The following is an 18,825-nucleotide window of genomic DNA, read 5'->3' as shown; positions in this document are numbered from 1 at the left end:
ATCAGGGTTCCTGCTGACGGTTGAGGGCCAATACCTGGGCCGGCAACAGACGTACTGCGTCACCGCTGTGCAGCAGGTGCGCGCCAAGGGCGACCACCACTTGGCCGGGGCTCACGCCGCTGTCCAGCAACGCGTCTTCCTGGCCGAGACTGGCAACGTTGACCGGGGCGAAGCTGACTTTGTCGTCGGCGCCGATCAACCACACACCGGTGCCTTTGCCGGCATCCTGCAGTGCGCCGATGGGCACGCGGGTCTGTTGGGCCTGGCCGTCGCCTTGCAGGCGCACGGTGATGGTCGAACCGAGGGCGAAGCGGTCGACGGGGCCGTGCAATACATAGCGGGCACGGTAGGTGCGGGTGGTCGGGTCGGCGCTGGCGGACAGCTCGCGCAAGGTGGCGGTCACGGCCTGCTCAGGGGCGCCAAAGGGGAAGGCCAGGGCTTTTTGCGACGCCTGGCCGCGCTGGTTTTCCGGCAGGTTGACGATGGCTTCCCGGGCGCCGTCGTGGGCCAGGCGCGCAACCACTTGCCCCTCGGCGACCACTTGGCCGCGGTCCACCCGCACGTCGGTGATGATGCCGTCGCTGTCGGCCCTGAGCACCGAGTAGGTGCGGCGGTTTTCGATCTGGCTGGCATCGGATTGCGCCGAGGCCAGCTCGGCTTCAGCCACCCGCAGGTTGGTGGCGGACTGGTCGAAAATCTGCCGCGACACGGCACCGGTATTCGCCAGGCGCTGGTAGCGGGATTCGTCATCCCGCCGTTGACGCAGTTGCGCCTGGGCCGCATTGACGCGGTTTTTGGCCGAGCGCAGGGCCAGTTCGAAGTCGCCGATATCCAGCACCAGCAAGGTGTCGCCACGGCTGACGTGCTGGCCGGGATCCACCTTGCGCTCGATCACCTTGCCGCTGACGCGGAATCCCAGGTCACTTTCCGTGCGTGCGGCCACTACGCCGGTGTAGGCGCTTTGCTGGCTGCCGGCGGCTTCGACCTTGGCAGCGAGTACCGGGCGGGGCAGGGGCGCTTCGGCGACGGGGTCGGCCTTGTTGTTGCAGCCGCTGAGTACCGCTAACAGGGCCAGGGGCGTGAGAAGACGCAGGGGGAGAGGGTTCATGTCGGGCTCCGTGGGGCGGGGTGAGCTAAAAATTACGTGCGTAATATTTTTCGCCATATTATGGCTGAAATATAAAATAATCCAGCCCCCGGATCTTTGTTCCACTGATGGGACGATCAAGGCCGGTTTTGCCGTCTAGCGCTGAATTGGTATCGGATTTAAGGTGTATCCATTACTGGAGACACATATGAAAAACATCATCGGCATCTACACCAGCCCGCGCGCCCATTGGGTCGGCGACGGCTTTCCGGTTCGCACGCTGTTTTCCTACGACACCATGGGCAAGCAGATCAGCCCGTTCCTGTTGCTGGATCACGCCGGTCCTGCGGCATTCACCCCGACCGAGCAACGGCGCGGCGTGGGCCAGCATCCCCATCGCGGCTTTGAAACCGTGACCATCGTCTACAAGGGCGAAGTCGAGCACCGCGATTCCACCGGCGCCGGCGGCACCATCGGCCCGGGCGATGTGCAATGGATGACTGCGGCAAAGGGCATCATTCACGAGGAGTTTCACTCCGAGGCGTTCGCCCGCAGCGGTGGCGCCCTGGAAATGGTCCAGTTGTGGGTCAACCTGCCGGCCAAGGACAAAATGACCGACGCCGGTTACCAGACCATTCTCGATGGCGATATTCCGACGCTGCCCCTGGCCGACAACGCCGGCAGCCTGCGCCTGATCGCGGGCGAGTTCGACGGGGTCAAAGGCCCGGCTCGCACCTTCACACCGATCGACGTGTGGGATATGCGCCTCAAAGCCGGCCGCTCTGTGACGCTGGACCTGCACGCCGGGCGCAACACGGCGCTGGTGGTGTTGCGCGGCACGGTGTGGATCAACGGCACTGAAGTGGCGCGTGAAGGGCAGTTGGCGCTGTTTGAGCGCGATGGCACGCAACTGCGCCTCGAGTCCAGCGACGACGCCATGGTGCTGTTGCTCAGCGGCGAGCCGATCGACGAACCCATCGTCGGTCACGGCCCGTTCGTGATGAACACCGAGCAGGAAATCCACCAGGCGTTTGCTGACTATCAGTCCGGGCAATTCGGGCAGATGCAGCGCTAGGGCGCTATACCCTCCAAAGGCATTTCATGCGATCTTCATGGCATTCGCCCTGGAGTCGCCTGAATGCCCTCATTTATCTCCGATCACCCGATGTTCTGTGCCTTGGCGCTGGTGCTGATCGACATCGCCGTATGGCGCCTGATCTCTGCCGATTTCGCCAATTGGAAGCTGGCGGCGCGGCTGGTGATCTTTGCGGTGTTCAGCGCCGTGCTGTTCAACGAAGGCATGAACCCGATGCAGGTCGCGCCGTTCGGCGACAACGTGGCGCTGCACCTGGCGGCGACGGCGTTCCAGATCGGCTGGTGGTTGTTTGCGGCGCGCACCCTCACGGTATTACTCGGCGCGGTGATGATGCAGCGGGTCGGCCACACCGGGCGGCTGTTGCAGGACCTGGTGGGCGCGGTGATCTTCCTGATCGCGATCATCGCGGCCATGGCCTACGTGCTCGACCTGCCGGTCAAGGGCGTGCTGGCCACTTCCGGCGCGGTGGCGATCATCGTCGGCCTGGCGTTGCAAAGCACCTTGAGCGACGTGTTTTCCGGCATCGTCCTCAACACCACCAAGCCCTACCAACTGGATGACTGGATCTCCATCGACGGCACCGAAGGCCGGGTGATCGACATCGACTGGCGCGCCACCCAACTGCAAACCTCCCAGGGCAGCCTGGCGGTGGTGCCCAATTCGTTGGCGGCCAAGGCCAAGATCATCAACTTCTCGCGCCCGGCGGATATGTTTGGCCTGGCAGTCAGCCTGCAGGTCAGCCCCCATGCGCGGCCGCAAACCGTGCTGGATGCGCTGGAGCGGGCGATGCAGGGGTGTCGGCCGTTGTTGACCAAGCCGGCGCCGAGTGTGGCGTTCAAGACTTCGGCCAGTGGTGGGGTGGAGTATGAGATCAGCGGGTTTGTGCCGGCGATGGCGCTCAAGCGTGAGGTGCGTAACCAACTTTATGATTTGGCGTTTCGGCATTTGCAGGCGGCGGGGGTGAGTTTGTTGTCGGCGGCTGAGAGTAATGCGCCGGTGACGGTTTCCCGGGCTCGGGCGTTGTTGGAGAGTTCGTCGATTTTCTCGACGTTGAGGCAGGAGGAGAAGGAGACGTTCAGCCAGAACATGACGCTGCAGACCTTTCGCGCCGGTGAGATGATTTTGCCGGCGGGGAGGTGAGTGATCACCTGTTTATCATTGAGTCCGGGGTGATTTCGGTGATGTTGACCAAGGCTGGGCACAAGTTTGAAGCCGGGCGAATGGGGCCTGGGGAGGTGATTGGTGAGGCCGGGATTTTGTCGGAGCAGGGTGTGCCTGCGGACTTTTCGGCGAAGACGTTTTGTACGTTGTACCGGATTGAGAAGGAGTATCTGAAGCCTTGTCTGGATGCTCGGCATGACATCAGTGAGGCTATGAAAAGCCTGCTGGATTTCAGGTTGCATGCGGCTCAGAGTTTGACGCAGGAGGCGCCTGTGGTGCCGGTTAAGAAAGGGTTTATGCAGTGGCTGCGGAGTCGGGCCTGAAGGTGTACATATCCGTTGCTGCGGTAACGGCGGCTTATGGTTCCGCTCTTACAGCGGGTCACTTTTGGCAAACGCCCCAAAAGTAACCAAAAGGTCTTTGCCCCACCACTCGGTGCCTCGCTTAGGCTCGGCATGCCCGCACTCCGGCACGGCTCCGCGGGCCGCCGCGACGGGCCATCCTTGGCCCGGCGCGGCTAAATCGGCATCCCTGCCGATTTACCCGCTCCACCGTGCCTACTTGCGGCCATCGTGGTTGACGGGGCCCGCAGATCAAAATCAAAAGCAGATCAAAAGCAGAGCACAGCGGCCTACAGGCCGGCTTGAGTGTTAAAAGCCAGATCAAAAGCCAGAGCGAAAACAGAGCTGCTTTTCTGTGGGAGCTGGCTTGCCTGCGATGCAGACAACTCGGTGCATCAGGTACACCCAGTTGATGCTATAGCAGGCAAGCCAGCTCCCACATTTGACCGTGCCCGCTTTTGATTTGGCTTGTGCCTTTGCTCTACAACACTCAAGCCGGCCGGTAGGCCGCTGTGCTCTTGCTTTTGATCTTGATCTTAGGCGCCCCGTTAAACCACGCTGGCCGAACGCAGGCTTTGGAGCGTGGGTAACCCGGCAGGACGCCGGGTTAGCCGTCCTGGGCCAGGGATGGCCCATGACGGCGGCCCACGGTCCAAAGCCGGAGTGAGGGCACTCCGAGCCTAGGCGAGGAGCCGAGTGGTGGGGCAAGAGCGTTTTGCTTACTTTTGCGCTTTTCAAAAGTGAGCCGCTGTAAGAGCGGAACCCTAGGCGGCCGTTACCGCAGCAACGGATATGTCCACCACCCCCGCCACCCCCGATCAAACACCCCTTGCGACCCCCGAATTTCTTTGCTAGCTTCTTACAAAATGTTAACGATAACATTTGCTCTAAAAATAAAAACAAAACAGAGATCCCTACCATGAAAATGCTTCCGAAAACCCTGTGTTTGTTGGCTCTGAGCATCAATCTTGGAACTTCTGGCCTGGCACTAGCCGACACCAAACCCGCCCCCATCCGCATCGGGGCGTCCTTCCAGGAAATCAACAACCCTTACTTCGTCACCATGAAAGACGCCCTGCAGGAAGCCGGGGCGACCATCGGTGCGCAGTTGATCATCACCGACGCCCGCCACGACGTGTCCAAACAGGTCAGCGACGTCGAAGACATGCTGCAAAAGGGCATCGACATCCTGCTGATCAACCCCACCGACTCGGTCGGCGTGCAATCAGCCGTCAAATCCGCCCACGCCGCCGGTGTAGTCGTGGTCGCCGTCGACGCCCAAGCCGAAGGCCCACTGGACTCCTTCGTCGGTTCGAAAAACTTCGACGCCGGCTTCCAGGCCTGCGAATACCTGGCCAAGAACATCGGTGACAAAGGCAATATCGCCATCCTCGACGGCATCGCCGTCGTACCGATCCTGGAACGCGTCCGCGGTTGCAAAGAAGCTGTGGCCAAGCACCCGGACATCAAGATCGTGAGCATCCAGAACGGCAAGCAGGAACGTGACCAGGCGCTGACCGTCACCGAAAACATGCTGCAGGCCCAGCCCACCCTCAAGGGCATTTTCAGCGTCAACGACAACGGCTCCCTCGGCGCACTCTCGGCCATCGAAGCCAGTGGCCTGGACGTCAAACTGGTGAGCGTCGACGGCGCACCGGAAGCGATCAAGGCCATCCAGAAACCCGGCAGCAAATTCATCGCCACCTCCGCGCAATACCCCCGTGACCAGATCCGCCTGGCCCTGGGCATCGCCCTGGCCAAGAAGTGGGGCTCGCAAGTGCCCGCCACGATCCCGGTGGACATCACCCTGATCGACCAGGCCAAAGCCAAGGATTTCAGTTGGTAAAACACCCAGGCCCCGCGCCAGGCGTGGGGCACAGGTCATCCATCTGAATGCGAGGTCGGCGGTATGAGCAGTCTTCTGAAGCTGGAAAATATCTGTAAGCGCTACCCGGGGGTGCAAGCCCTCAAGGCGATCAACCTGGAAGTGCAGCGGGGCGAGATTCATGCCTTGCTCGGGGAAAATGGCGCGGGCAAATCGACCCTGATGAAGATCCTTGGCGGGGTCGAGCACCAGGACGAAGGGCAGATCCTGATCGACGGCGAGGCCCGGCAGTTCGCGACCTACCGTGATGCGATTGCTGCTGGTATCGGTATCGTGTTTCAGGAGTTCAGCCTGATTCCCTACCTCACGGCAGTGGAAAATATCTTCCTCGGCCATGAGCTGAGCAACCGTTTTGGCCTGTTGCGCAAGCGCGAAATGGTCGAGGCCAGCGAGGCGTTGTTCAGGCGCCTCGGCGTCAGCATTGACCTGCAATGCGCGGTCAAGCACCTGAGTGTGGCCGAGCAGCAGTTCGTCGAGATCGCCAAGGCCCTGGCCCTGGATGCGCGGTTGCTGGTACTCGACGAACCCACCGCGACCCTTACGCCGAGCGAAGCCGAGCTGCTGTTCGAGATCATGCGTGAGCTCAAGCGCCAGGGTGTGGCGGTGATTTTTATCTCCCATCATCTGGAGGAGATTTTCCAGGTGTGCGACCGCATCAGCGTGCTGCGCGACGGCGGCAATGTGGGCGTCACCGATGTGGCCGACAGTGATATCGACCGCCTGGTGGAAATGATGGTCGGGCGGCGGCTGGAATGCAGCTTTCCACCCAAGCCCACCAGCGAACGCGGGCCGCTGTTGCTGGAGGTCAAGGACATCCAGTTGGTGCGCAACGGCCCCCATAACCATTTTGAATTGCACAAGGGCGAGATTCTCGGCTTTGCCGGCCTGGTGGGTTCCGGGCGCACGGAATTGGCGCTGGGCATGATGGGCGCGCTGCCGTCGGTGAGCAAAGACGTATGGCTGCGGGGTGAAAAAATCACCCTCGACGACCCGGCCCAGGCGTTGGCCCATGGCATCGGCCTGCTGCCGGAAAGCCGCAAGACCGAAGGGCTGATCACCGACTTCAGCATTCGCGAAAACATCTCCCTCAACAACCTGCCCAAATACCAGAACGCCAGCGGCCTGATCGACAAGGACAAGGAATGCGCCAGTGTCGAAGCCCTGATGCGCCAGCTGTCGATCAAGGCCCCCAGCGGCGAGAGCCGGGTGTTCAACCTCAGCGGCGGCAACCAGCAGAAAGTCGTGATTGCCCGCTGGATCAACCATCACTGCGACGTGCTGGTATTCGACGAACCCACCCGTGGCATCGACGTCGGCGCCAAGGCACAGATCTACGCGCTGATGCGCAGCCTCACGGAACAAGGCTACGCAATCATCATGATTTCCTCGGAACTGCCGGAAGTCATCGGCATGTGCGACCGCGTCGCCGTGTTCCACAAGGGCGCCATCGTCAAGGTACTGGAAGCGTCTGCCGTCAATCCTCAAGAGGTCATGCGCCATGCAACAGGGGGTTCAAGTGAATACGTCCATTAATGCCGTGGGGCCGAGCCGGCTGCGGCTGAACCTGGCGCGGTTGATTCGCTCACCGGCGTTTTATCCCTTTGTCGGGCTGCTGGTGGTGACGTTGGTGATGATCTTCGCCAGCGACAATTTCCTCACCGCCAACAACCTGTCGAACATTGCGCGCCAGGTGTCGATCAACGCGATTATCGCGGTGGGCATGACCTGCGTGATTCTCACCGGCGGCATCGATTTGTCGGTGGGGCCGGTAATGGCCTTGTCCGGCACTCTGACCGCCGGCTTGATGGTCGCCGGGTTGCCGCCGGGCCTGGCGATTGGCGCCGGAATGCTGGTCGGCGTGGCCTTCGGCATCGGCAACGGCTTGTTTGTCGCCTACCTGCACATGCCGCCGATCATCGTCACCCTGGCGACCATGGGCATCGCCCGTGGGTTTGGCCTGATGTACACCGACGGTTATCCGATTTCCGGTCTGCCGGAGTGGTTTGGCTTCTTTGGCCGCGAAAGCCTGTTCGGCATCTCGGTGCCGATCCTGATCATGCTGGTGACGTACCTGGCGGCCTATGTACTGCTGCAACACACCCGCATCGGCCGCTATATCTACGCGATTGGCGGCAACGAGGAAGCGGTGCGCCTGTCCGGTGTGCGGGCGGCGCGCTTCAAGCTGCTGGTGTATGGCATCAGCGGGTTTACCGCTGCGATTGCCGGGCTGGTGCTGACCTCGCGCTTGATGAGCGGCCAGCCGAATGCGGGGGTGTCGTTTGAGCTCGACGCGATTGCCGCCGTGGTTCTGGGCGGCGCCTCGATTGCCGGCGGGCGCGGGGTGATTGTCGGCACCTTGCTCGGCGCCATGCTGCTGGGGGTGTTGAACAACGGCTTGAACATGCTCGGGGTCTCGCCTTACGTCCAGAGTGTGATCAAGGGCGGGATCATTTTGCTGGCGATCTTTATCAGCCGTCAGCGCCACAAGTAAACCGGTTATCTCCACGCGGCCATGGTGGCCGCGATGGGTTCTCTCATGCTCAAGAAAGGTCCGCACATCATGGAAAAGCACAACGAAATGCAAGCCGTCGTCTGCCACGGCCCGAAAGACTACCGCCTGGAACGCATCAGCAAACCCCAGGCGCGGGTCAATGAACTGGTGATCCGCATCGCCGCCTGCGGCATCTGCGCCAGTGACTGCAAATGCCACTCGGGCGCCGCGATGTTCTGGGGCGGCGACAACCCGTGGGTCAAGGCGCCGGTGGTGCCGGGGCATGAGTTTTTTGGCTACGTGGTGGAAGCGGGCGAGGGCGCCGAGGAGCACTTTGAAGTGAAGGTCGGCGACAAGGTGATCGCCGAGCAGATCGTACCGTGTGGCAAGTGCCGCTTCTGCAAGTCCGGCAAGTACTGGATGTGCGAGGTGCACAACATCTTCGGCTTCCAGCGTGAAGTGGCCGAAGGTGGCATGGCCCAGTACATGCGCATCCCGAAGACCGCCATCGTGCACAAGATTCCGGAGTCGGTGTCCCTGGAAGATTCGGCGCTGATCGAGCCGATGTCCTGTGCGATTCACACCGTCAACCGCGGTGAGATTCAGCTGGATGACGTGTTGGTCATCGCCGGTGCCGGCACCTTGGGCCTGTGCATGGTGCAAGTGGCCGCCCTTAAAACGCCGAAGAAACTGGTGGTGATCGACATGGTCGACGAGCGCCTGGAACTGGCGAAGAAATACGGTGCCGACGTGGTGATCAACCCGTCCCGGGACAATGCCCGGGAGATCATCAATGGCCTGACCGATAACTACGGCTGCGACGTGTACATCGAAACCACTGGCGTACCAGCGGGCGTTACCCAAGGCCTGGATCTGATTCGCAAGCTCGGGCGGTTTGTCGAGTTCAGCGTGTTTGGCGCTGAGACCAGCGCCGACTGGTCGATCATCGGTGACCGCAAGGAGCTGGACGTACGCGGCGCGCACCTGGGGCCTTACTGCTACCCGGTGGCGATCGACCTGTTCGAGCGCGGCCTGGTGACCTCCAAGGGTATCGTGACCCATGACTTCGGGCTGGATAACTGGGCCGAGGCGTTTGAGCTGGCCAACTCGACCAAGTCGATCAAGGTGCTGCTGAAGCCGGTGGTCTGAGATGAACTACGTAATGGGTGTGGACATCGGCACGCAGAGCACCAAGGCGCTGCTGGTGGATGCGGACGGCTTGATCATCGCCCAGCACAGCCAAGGGTATCGTGTGGATACCCCGAAAGTGCGCTGGGCCGAGCAGTGGCCGCAGGTCTGGCTGGATGCGGTCGAGACCTGCGTCGCCCAGTGCATGGCCAAGGCTGGCGTAGGGAAAGAGCAGGTCAAGGCGCTGTGCATCAGCAGCCTGTATGGCGGCTCCGGAATTGCCGTGGACGCGCAGATCACGCCGCTGCACCCGTGCCTGATCTGGATGGACCGGCGCGCGGGCGAGCAAGTGGCATGGGTGCGCGAGCATGTGGACCTGGAGCGGTTGTTTGCGGTCACCGGCAACTCGGTGGACAGCTACTACGGCTTCACCAAGATGCTCTGGCTCAAGCAACACCAGCCGCAGGTGTGGGCCAACACCCGTTACCTGCTGCCGCCCAACAGCTACATCAACTGGTGCCTGACCGGTGAGTTGGCGGTGGATCACAGCAGCGCTGGCAATATCGGTGGCGTCTACGATGTGGCCCGGCGTGGCTGGTCGGCCGAAATGCTGGCGGCGCTTGGGATTCCGTTGGCGATGATGCCGGAGCGCTTGCTGTATTCCGGTGAAGTGGTCGGCGGTTTGCTCGAGGAATGGGCCCGGCGATTGGGCTTGCAGGCGGGTACGCCGATCCTTGCCGGAGGCGTGGATGCGGCCATGGCCACATTGGCGGCAGGAGTGACGCGACCGGGCAATCACGTGGCGATGATTGGCACCAGCATGTGTTGGGGTTATCTCAATCAGCAGGTGGACGCGCGCCATGGCCTGGTGAGCATGCCCCACGTCTATAACGGCCATCAAGACCTGTACATCTTCGGCGGTGCGATTACCGCCGGGGCGTCGGTGAGCTGGTTTCGCGAGCAGTTCTGCCAGGCCGAAGAGCAGCAGGCCAGGGAGACCGGCCAGGACAGTTTGTGGCTGCTGGAGCAGAGTGCCGCGAAGATCCCGGCGGGCAGTGAAGGGCTGTTGTTCCTGCCGTACCTCATGGGCGAACGCAGCCCGGTGTGGGATGACCGGGCCAGCGGCAGCTTTGTCGGACTGAACCTGTATCACAGCCGTATCCACCTGTACCGCGCGGTGCTCGAAGGGGTGAGTTTTGCCCTGCGACACAATATCGAAGCGGGCACCCGTGGGGCGCATTCCCTTGATCCACGGTTGATTGTGGTGGGTGGGGCGAGCCATTCGGATTTGTGGATGCAGATTATTGCGGACATCACCCACTACCCGGTCTACACCATCGTGCAAGAGGTGGAGGCAGCACTGGGCGCGGCGTTGCTGGCGGCCCACGCAGTGGGGTTGGTGGATGATCGGGAGATGGAGAAGGGCTGGGTGCAGCTGGAGCTGCGGGCGGAGCCGGAGGTTGGGAATGTCGGGGTGTATGACCGGGCATTTGCCAGCTATCTGGAGCTGTATCCGGCGCTGAAACCGGTGATGCACAGCCTGCAGAACGCTTAAGCGAACACCGATCAAAAGTGTGGGAGCTGGCTTGCCTGCGATGGCGCTGCATCAGTACCAAGTGGGCTAAATGACCCACCGCTATCGCAGGCAAGCCAGCTCCCACATTGGATCTCTATTGGTTTTGGAATAGTTGCCATGAACGCTACCTTCGACTTTACCCACCAGCGCATCCTCGTCACCGGCGCCAGCAGCGGTATCGGCCGGGAAATCGCCCTGCAATTGATCGCCAGCGGCGCCGAGGTTTTCGCGCTGGGCCGTGACGCCCAGTCCCTGGCCCAACTCGGCTGCGAAACCCTGTGCCTGGACATCGCCAACAGCACCGCCCTGGACCTGGCCCTGCAAGGCCTGCCGCCGATGCACGGCCTGGTCAACTGCGCCGGCATCTCTCGCCTGGAGCCGGCGGCTGCCATCAGCGCCGAAGCCTTCGATCAGGTGATGAACGTCAACGCCCGCGCCGCCGCCCAGGTCGCCAGCCGTATCGCCGCTGCAATGATTGAAGCCAAGATTCCCGGCAGCATCGTCAACGTCTCAAGCCAGGCCTCACTGGTAGCGCTGGACGATCACCTTGGCTACTGCGCCTCAAAGGCCGCACTGGACGCCATCACCCGGGTGCAATGCGCGGAATGGGGCCGCTTCGGGATTCGCGTCAACAGCGTCAACCCCACCGTCACCCTGACGCCCATGGCGCAGATGGCATGGTCGGCACCGGCCAAGCGCGACCCGGCATTGGCGGCGATTCCCCTCGGGAGGTTTGCCGAAACGGCGGAGGTGGCCCTGCCGGTGCTGTTCCTGCTGAGCGATGCCGCCAGCATGATCAGCGGCGTCAGCTTGCCGATCGATGGCGGCTATACCAGCCGCTAGCCGTTCTCCAGTTTGCCGGCGATCACGACTTTGTCCCGCGGTTTGTGCGGGTCTTCGAGGCGGTCCAGCAGCAGTCGCACTGCGCTGCTGCCGGCCAGTGACGCGTCATGGGCCACGCAGGCAATCGGCACGCCGAAGATATCGGCGAAGGGCAGGCGGTCGATGCCGCAGATGGTCAGGCTTTCGTGGGGGATGTTGTGCATGCGCAACGCACGCAACGCGCCGAGGGTGATCAACTGGTTGAAGCCCATGATCGCGTCCGGCGCCGAATGCTCGGCCAGGTAGTCGAGGGTGTGCAGGTAGGAGGGCATCAGCGTGTAGTCGCCGGCACACACTTCGACCTGCACCTGCGGGTGATCGGCCAGGACTTCTTTCAAGCCCTTGATGCGTTCCATGGTGATGCGCGAATGCTCCGGCCCGGTCAGCACCAGCAGTCGTTTCAGGTTAGGGGTTTGTCGCACCAGGTACTGCGCCGCCTCGATGCCGCTGTGGTAGTTGTCCAGTACCACGCGGCTGAACGGACTCTCGTGGATGGTGCGGTCAAGCAACACCACCGGGGTCTTGCCGTTGCCCAGGCGCTCCAGGTAGTCCGGCTGGTAGCTGGGCTCATCGGAGACCGGCGATAAAATAATCCCCGCCACGCGGTAGCCCAGCAGGGTGTCGACCGCCTTGCTTTCCAGTTCTTCCAGCTCATCGGTGTCCACCAGCATGATGGTGTAGCCGTGCTTTTTCGCCTCGCGGGAAATCGCCTTGATCATCTCGCTGTAGAAGGGGTTGTCCACCGAGGCGGTAATCACGCCGATGATCAGGCTTTCGCTGCGCTTGAGCCCGCGGGCGAAGGCGTTGGGCACGTAGTCCAGCTCTCGCGCCACCTCGAGAATCCGCGCCAGGGTGGCGGGCTTGACCAGGTCGGGTTTGCTCAGCGCACGGGACACCGTGATGGTGGTCATGTTGACCCGTTTGGCGATGTCGCTGATGGTGACGGATTTTTTCTTGTTCATCGGCAGGGGGAAACCAGGAGAAAACAACCTGAGGCTACCATGTGCACGGGATCAAATCACCGGATCCCAGCGCTGCGACCAATCCTTTTCCGCCTCCACCACCGCCCGCAGCAAGCCCAGCGCCTGCTGCAAAACCGCCGAGTCGCGCTCGCGGGAATACACCAGGTACGTTGGAAAGCTGAACTCGGGCGCCTTGGGCACCCGCTCCATCACACCGCTGTCCAGGTAGCTCTGCACCACCCGCGTACGGAAATACCCGGCGCCGCCATTCTCCAGGATGTACTGCAAGGCCAACGGCCCGAGATTGAAACTCAGGGCGGCGCGGGCTTTGTCCGGCAGGGCCGCGTCGTGTTGCTGACGGAAGCCCTGGCCCCAGTCGATGTACACGTAGGGCTCGGGCCGGGCCGCCAGCTGCACCAGGATCAGTTTTTCTTCCAGCACCTGCTCCACCTGCAACCCCGGCCAGTATTGCGGCTGGAACACCAGTGCAGCGTCCAGCACTCCCAGCTCCAGTTGGCGCAACAGGTACTCGCCCTCGCGAATCTCGGTGCGCAGGGCATGACCGGGAATGTGTTCACGCAAGGCCTGGGCCCAGCCGAGCATCAACGGGTTGCACAGGCTGACTTCGCCACCGATGTGCAGCACGTTGCGGTAACCATCGGGCAACGGCAGGTCGCGGCGGGCGGCTTCCCAGGTTTGTACCAGCTGGTTGGCGTAGACCACAAAGGCCTCGCCGTCCGGGGTCAGGCGCGCACCGGCGCGGTTGCGCACGAACAGGGTGCTGTTGAGCTGGCTTTCGAGGTTCTTGACGCGGGCGGTGATCGCCGTCTGGGTGACGTGCAGCTTCTCGGCCGCCGCGGCGAGGCTGCCGCAGCGGGTGATTTCGAGGAAGGTGCGTGCCAGTTCGATGTCCATGAAACCCCCTTGGATGATAGGAGGCATTGTAGGGGTTGATGATTGGAATACGGACAAAAATGTGGGAGCGGGCTTGCTCGCGAAGGCGGTGTGTCAGTCAAGATATCCGGTGACTGACACACCGCCTTCGCGAGCAAGCCCGCTCCCACAGTTTGATTGCATTTCAGGTTGGGGTTTTTGGGGCTTGCAGGTGCTCGGTTGGAAAAGCCTTGGCATACGCCTGGCAAACTCTCAGCACCTGCTCATCCGCAAACCGCGCCCCCACCACATGCAACCCCACCGGCAACCCATTCGCTGCCAACCCGCACGGCACCGACGCCGCCGGTTGCTGGGTCAGGTTGAAGGGATAGGTAAACGGCGTCCATTCCATCCACTCCCCAAGGCCCGAGCCCGGCGGCACGTTATGCCCGGCCTCGAACGCGGTGATCGGCATCATCGGCGAAACCAGCACATCGTAATGTTCATGGAATGCCGCCATGCGCGCCACCAGCGCAGCCCGTGCTTCCAGCGCCGCACTGTAGTCACTGAGGCTGATCTGCTCGCCCAGTCGGGCAATGCGCAGCAACCCCGGGTCCATCAGTTGCCGTTGCGCATCGCTTAACGGCCCGGCCAGGCGCGCCGCACCGGCAAACCACAGGGTATTGAACACCTCCAGCGGATCACTGAACCCCGGATCAATCTGCTCAACATGGGCACCCAACTGCACCAGGCCTTCGACCGCTTTGGCGACGACCCTGGCCACTTGCGGGTCCACGTCCACATAACCGAAGTTCGGGCTATAGGCGATACGCAGGCCCTTCAAGTCAGCCCCAGCCTGCAACCATGGCGTGGTCCGGGGCGCGCCGATCAAACCGTCCCGCGCGTCTGGTTGCGCGATGGTTTGCAGCATCAGCACCGAGTCTTCCACGGTGCGGGTCATCGGCCCCAGGTGAGACAAAATAGTCATTGAACTGGCCGGCCATTGCGGCACATAACCGAAAGTCGGCTTGATGCCAAAGGTGCCGGTGAATGCGCAGGGAATCCGGATCGAGCCACCGGCATCGCTGCCCTGGTGCAGCACGCCCAGGTTCAAGGCCGCCGCCGCACCGGCACCGCCGGACGAACCGCCCGCCGTCATGCGCGTGTCCCACGGATTGCGAGTAATCCCATACAACGGATTATCGGTGACGCCTTTCCACCCGAACTCCGGCGTGGTGGTCTTGCCCAGCAGCACCGCGCCGGCCTTGCGCATGAAGGCCGAGAAGGGCGCATCCACCTCCCACCGGCCCTCGGCGGAGGTGGTGCGCGAACCCTTGCGCGTCGGCATGCCGAGGGTCTGCGTCAGGTCCTTGATGGACGCCGGCACACCGTCCAGCGCCCCGCACGGCTGACCCTTGAGCCAGCGCTGTTCCGAGGCTCGGGCCGCGTTCAAGGCGCCTTCCGGGTCGACGTGGCAGTAGGCGTTGACCGCCGGGTTGTAGCGTTCGATTCGCAGCAATGCGTCTTCGGTGACTTCCACCGGCGACAGGCGTTTATCCCGATAGAGAGCCAGCAGCTCAACAGCGGTCAGGTTGGCGATATCCGTCATGCCGCTTTCCCTCCTTGCGCCGCGTTGACCATGGCCCGCAGCAACACGGCGCAGCCCGCCGCCAGGTCATCCGGCGCGGCGTTTTCGATTTCGTTGTGGCTGATGCCGCCTTCGCATGGCACAAAAATCATCCCGGCAGGGCCCAGTTCGGCGACGAAGATCGCGTCATGCCCGGCGCCGCTGACGATGTCCATATGGCTCAGGCCCAGAGCGCTTGCACCCTCGCGCACGGCGTTGACGCAGGCGGGGTTGAAGTCCAGCGGCGGGAAGTCGGCGGTAGGCGTCAGTTCAAAGCTCAGCCCGTGTTGCTCGGCAGTCGCTTCGATCACCTGGCGCACTTCGTCGACCATCGCTTGCAGCTTGTCGGCGTGCAGGTGGCGCAGGTCGATGGTCATGTGCACCTGGCCGGGAATCACGTTGCGTGAGCCTGGATGCAGGCTCAGGCAACCGACTGTGCCGCAGGCATGGGGTTGTTGTTCGTGGGCGATGCGATTCACCGCGCTGACCACTTGCGCCGCGCCTACCAAGGCGTCCTTGCGCAGGTGCATCGGCGTGGGGCCGGCATGGGCCTCGACGCCGGTGAAGGTCAGGTCGAACCACTTCTGGCCCAGGCAGCCCATGACCACGCCAATGGTGGTGGCCTGGTCTTCCAGCACCGGGCCTTGCTCGATATGCGCCTCGAAATAGGCGCCTACCGGATGACCCAGTACCGCACGGGAACCGGCATAGCCGATGCGCTGCAATTCGGCGCCCACTGACAGGCCGTGCTCGTCCTGTTTGTCGAGGGTTTCCTGCAGGTCGAATTTACCGGCGAATACCCCGGAACCCATCATGCACGGCGGAAAACGCGAGCCCTCTTCGTTGGTCCACACCACCACTTCAATCGGCGCTTCGGTCTCCAGGTTCAAATCGTTGAGGGTGCGGATCACTTCCAGGCCGGCCATCACGCCATAGCAGCCGTCGAACTTGCCGCCGGTAGGCTGGGTGTCGATATGGCTGCCGGTCATCACCGGCGCCAGTGCCGGATTACGCCCGGCGCGGCGGGCAAAGATATTGCCGATGGCGTCGACGCTGACGCTGCACCCGGCCGCCTCGCACCATTGCACAAACAGGTCGCGGGCCTGGCGGTCAAGGTCGGTGAGGGCCAGGCGACATACGCCACCTTTTGGCGTGGCGCCCAGGCGGGCGAGGTCCATCAACGATTGCCAAAGGCGGTCGCGGTTGATCAGCGGGGCGTTGCTCTGGAGCGGTTGCGCAAAACTATTCATCAGCAGTCTCCGGTCAGGCACTCAGGGCCAGGTAACGGTTCTTGATCGTCGGGTCGGCGCGGAAGGCTTCGGCACTGCCTTCGTACACCACGCGGCCTTGTTCGAGGACGTAATGGCGGTCGGCGAGCTTGTCGCAGACCATCAGGTTCTGTTCCACCAGCAGCACCGGCAGGCCGTCTTCCTTGACCTTGCGCAGGATCTTTACCAGCTCGTCGACGATCACCGGCGCGAGGCCTTCGGTGGGTTCATCGAGGATCAGCAGCTTCGGATCGTTGAGCAGGGCGCGGGCGATGGCGAGCATCTGCTGCTCGCCGCCAGACAGTGCGTGGCCGGCGTTTTTGCGGCGCTCCTTGAGGCGCGGGAACATGCCGTACACGTCTTCCATCTGCCAGCGGCTGGTCTTGCGCACCGCGATGCGCAGGTTTTCCTCGACGGTCAGCAGGCGGAAGATCCCGCGGTTCTCCGGTACCAGTGCCAGGCCCTGACGGGCGATTTCGAAGATTTTCTGCCCTACCAGTGGCTGACCATTGAAGTGAATCTGGCCCTGGCGCGGGCAGATAATCCCGAGGATGCTGCGCAAGGTGGTGGTCTTGCCGGCACCGTTGCGCCCCAGCAGGGTCACCAGTTCGCCGGGATTGACGGTCAGGGACACGCCCTCAAGGACATGACTCTTGTCGTAGTAGGAATGGATATTGTCGACGGTCAGCATCAGGCGGCTTCTCCCAAATAGGCGGTGCGCACGCGCTCGTCGGCGCGCACGAATTCCGGTGTGCCTTCCACCAGGATCTGGCCGTGGCTCATCACGGTGATGCGTTGGCTGATGGACATGACGATGCTCATGTTGTGCTCGATCAACAGCACGGTATGGTCGCGGCCGAGGTCGCTGATCAGTTGGGTCATGATCGGGATGTCGTCGATGCCCATGCCCGAGGTGGGTTCATCGAGCATCAGCAGCTTGGGTTTGGAGCAGATCGACATGCCGACTTCCAGCACCCGTTGCTGGCCGTGGGACAACTCGCCGGCCAGGGTGTCGGCGCGGGCGGTGAGTTGCAGGCGTTCCAGCACATGGTCGGCCATCTCCAGGTGTTCGCGCTTGCTGTCGACCCGGCGCCAGAAGTTCAGGGCGCGGGCACCGTCGCGGCCCTGGGCGGCCAGGCGCAGGTTCTCGCGCACGCTGAGGTTCTGGAACAGGCTGGTGAGCTGGAACGAGCGGGCCATGCCCAGGCCGACGCGGCCGTGGGCCGGCTTACGCATCAGGTTCTTGCCGTCGAAATGAATCGCCCCGGCAGTGGCCTGGCGCTCGCCGGTCAGGCAGTGGAACAGGCTGGTCTTGCCCGCGCCGTTGGGGCCGATGATGGTGTGGATGGTGCCGGCTTCCACCTTGAGGTTGACGCCGTTCACCGCGTGGAATGCGCCGTAGGCCAGTTCCAGGTTTTTGGTTTCCAACAGGATGCTCATGACAGCTTCTCCTTGGTCACAACGTCGGCCTTGCGGCTGCCGCGCACACGTTCGAACAGGGTCGACAAACCGCCCCACAAACCGCCGCGCATGAAGATCACCACCAGGATCAGAATCACCCCCAGCAGCATCAGCCAGCGCGGCCACAGGTCAGACAGGAAGTCCCCCAGCAGCACGATGGAGCCGGCGCCCAGCAAGGAGCCGAACAGCGACCCGGTGCCGCCGACGATGGTCATGATCAGGATGTTCTCGGACATCGCCAGGTCGATATTCGACAGCGGCACAAAGTGCAGCAGCATCGCGTACAGCGCCCCGGCAATCCCGGTCACGGCGCCAGACAGTACGAACACCAGTATCTTGAAGTGGCGGGTGTCGTAGCCGATGGCTGAAGCGCGGGTTTCGTTTTCGCGAATCGCCATCAACGTGCTGCCGAATGGCGAGGCGATCACCCGGCGCGCGCCGATGAAGATCAGCAGGAACAGCACCGCGACAAACCCGTAGAACGCGCGGGCATCGGTGAGGGACAACAGCACCGTGTCACCGATGCGGATTTCCGGGCGCGGCACGCTGAGCAGGCCGTTGTCGCCGCCGGTCCAGTCGCTCAGGGTGTAGGCGACGAAGTAGGCCATCTGGCTGAAGGCCAGGGTCAGCATCACGAAGTAAATGCCGGTGCGGCGGATCGCCAGGGCGCCCACCAGAAACGCCAGGAAACCACCGGCGACCGCAGCGCCCAGCAATGCGCTGAACAGGCCGAGTTGCAGGTGGATCATCAGCAACGCCGCGCAGTAGGCGCCGGCCCCGAAGAAGATGCCTTGGCCGAACGACAGCAGCCCCGTGTAACCCAGCAGCAGGTTGCAGGCGAGGGCCGCCATGGCAAAGATCAGGATCTCGGTGGCCAGGGTCGCCGAGGGCAAAATCAACGGTAAGCCGATCAATACCGCCAGCACCAACAGCAGCATGTAGCGCGACTGGGTTTTGGCGAACGGCAGGGGATTTTTCTCGCTCATG

The 18,825-nt window shown here is 62.7% G+C and carries 15 protein-coding genes and 1 pseudogene; 8 read left to right on the top strand and 8 right to left on the bottom strand.

From position 1 onward, the window contains the following. Position 1 precedes the first annotated feature (1 nt). Complete coding sequence (locus JFU58_RS25265) at positions 2-1,108, bottom strand: efflux RND transporter periplasmic adaptor subunit (RefSeq protein ID WP_201142664.1); 1,107 nt, start codon at positions 1,106-1,108, stop codon at positions 2-4. A 187-nt stretch (positions 1,109-1,295) separates the two neighbouring features. Here JFU58_RS25265 and JFU58_RS25260 point away from each other — a divergent pair, with 187 nt between their 5' ends. The 8 genes and pseudogenes from JFU58_RS25260 (at position 1,296) to JFU58_RS25225 (ending at position 11,608) form a co-directional block, all read left to right on the top strand. Next, positions 1,296-2,162 (top strand): pirin family protein, encoded by an 867-nt coding sequence (locus tag JFU58_RS25260; protein WP_201142663.1) that lies wholly within the window; start codon positions 1,296-1,298, stop codon positions 2,160-2,162. 63 nt (positions 2,163-2,225) lie between these two features. Continuing rightward, positions 2,226-3,667 (top strand): annotated as a pseudogene (locus tag JFU58_RS25255) (mechanosensitive ion channel domain-containing protein). Positions 3,668-4,604: 937 nt separating this feature from the next. Continuing rightward, positions 4,605-5,531 carry a substrate-binding domain-containing protein gene (locus JFU58_RS25250; RefSeq protein WP_017475204.1) on the top strand — a complete coding sequence of 309 codons (927 nt, stop codon included), beginning with the start codon at positions 4,605-4,607 and terminating at the stop codon, positions 5,529-5,531. Positions 5,532-5,594: 63 nt separating this feature from the next. Beyond that, complete coding sequence (locus tag JFU58_RS25245; RefSeq protein WP_201142662.1) at positions 5,595-7,103, top strand: sugar ABC transporter ATP-binding protein; 1,509 nt, start codon at positions 5,595-5,597, stop codon at positions 7,101-7,103. Then, positions 7,069-8,061, top strand: coding sequence for an ABC transporter permease (locus tag JFU58_RS25240; protein WP_177027289.1), 993 nt, complete (start codon positions 7,069-7,071; stop codon positions 8,059-8,061). The genes JFU58_RS25245 and JFU58_RS25240 overlap by 35 nt, the downstream gene beginning before the upstream one ends. A 69-nt stretch (positions 8,062-8,130) precedes the next feature. Next, on the top strand, positions 8,131-9,210 hold the full coding sequence (locus JFU58_RS25235) for an alcohol dehydrogenase catalytic domain-containing protein (RefSeq protein WP_093210203.1): 1,080 nt from the start codon (positions 8,131-8,133) through the stop codon (positions 9,208-9,210). 1 nt (position 9,211) lies between these two features. Next, positions 9,212-10,744: an FGGY-family carbohydrate kinase gene (locus JFU58_RS25230; protein WP_201142661.1), complete on the top strand. Its 1,533-nt coding sequence runs from the start codon at positions 9,212-9,214 to the stop codon at positions 10,742-10,744. A 138-nt stretch (positions 10,745-10,882) separates the two neighbouring features. Then, positions 10,883-11,608, top strand: coding sequence for an SDR family oxidoreductase (locus JFU58_RS25225; protein WP_177027287.1), 726 nt, complete (start codon positions 10,883-10,885; stop codon positions 11,606-11,608). Here JFU58_RS25225 and JFU58_RS25220 read toward each other — a convergent pair. From JFU58_RS25220 to JFU58_RS25190, 7 genes are all read right to left on the bottom strand, one after another. After that, on the bottom strand, positions 11,605-12,609 hold the full coding sequence (locus JFU58_RS25220; protein WP_201142660.1) for a LacI family DNA-binding transcriptional regulator: 1,005 nt from the start codon (positions 12,607-12,609) through the stop codon (positions 11,605-11,607). The two genes, JFU58_RS25225 and JFU58_RS25220, sit on opposite strands and share 4 nt — an antisense overlap. A 51-nt stretch (positions 12,610-12,660) precedes the next feature. After that, a complete protein-coding gene (locus JFU58_RS25215; protein WP_008430591.1) occupies positions 12,661-13,524 on the bottom strand; it encodes a LysR family transcriptional regulator in 864 nt (287 codons plus the stop codon). 163 nt (positions 13,525-13,687) lie between these two features. Beyond that, positions 13,688-15,091, bottom strand: a complete 1,404-nt coding sequence (locus tag JFU58_RS25210) for an amidase (protein ID WP_201142659.1) — start codon at positions 15,089-15,091, stop codon at positions 13,688-13,690. Next, positions 15,088-16,359 carry a Zn-dependent hydrolase gene (locus JFU58_RS25205; RefSeq protein ID WP_177072200.1) on the bottom strand — a complete coding sequence of 424 codons (1,272 nt, stop codon included), beginning with the start codon at positions 16,357-16,359 and terminating at the stop codon, positions 15,088-15,090. Before JFU58_RS25205 ends, JFU58_RS25210 begins: the two co-directional genes overlap by 4 nt. A gap of 13 nt (positions 16,360-16,372) precedes the next feature. Then, a complete protein-coding gene (locus JFU58_RS25200) occupies positions 16,373-17,068 on the bottom strand; it encodes an ABC transporter ATP-binding protein (RefSeq protein WP_008430585.1) in 696 nt (231 codons plus the stop codon). Next, positions 17,068-17,817 carry an ABC transporter ATP-binding protein gene (locus JFU58_RS25195; RefSeq protein ID WP_177072199.1) on the bottom strand — a complete coding sequence of 250 codons (750 nt, stop codon included), beginning with the start codon at positions 17,815-17,817 and terminating at the stop codon, positions 17,068-17,070. Before JFU58_RS25195 ends, JFU58_RS25200 begins: the two co-directional genes overlap by 1 nt. Next, positions 17,814-18,824, bottom strand: coding sequence for a branched-chain amino acid ABC transporter permease (locus JFU58_RS25190; RefSeq protein WP_177045853.1), 1,011 nt, complete (start codon positions 18,822-18,824; stop codon positions 17,814-17,816). The genes JFU58_RS25195 and JFU58_RS25190 overlap by 4 nt, the downstream gene beginning before the upstream one ends. Between the last annotated feature and the right edge of the window lies 1 nt (position 18,825).

This window comes from Pseudomonas sp. TH34, assembly GCF_016650865.1.
Lineage (GTDB): Bacteria > Pseudomonadota > Gammaproteobacteria > Pseudomonadales > Pseudomonadaceae > Aquipseudomonas > Aquipseudomonas yamanorum.
The sequence above is the reverse complement of the archived record's forward strand: the minus strand, read 5'-3'. Positions and strand labels throughout refer to the sequence as shown.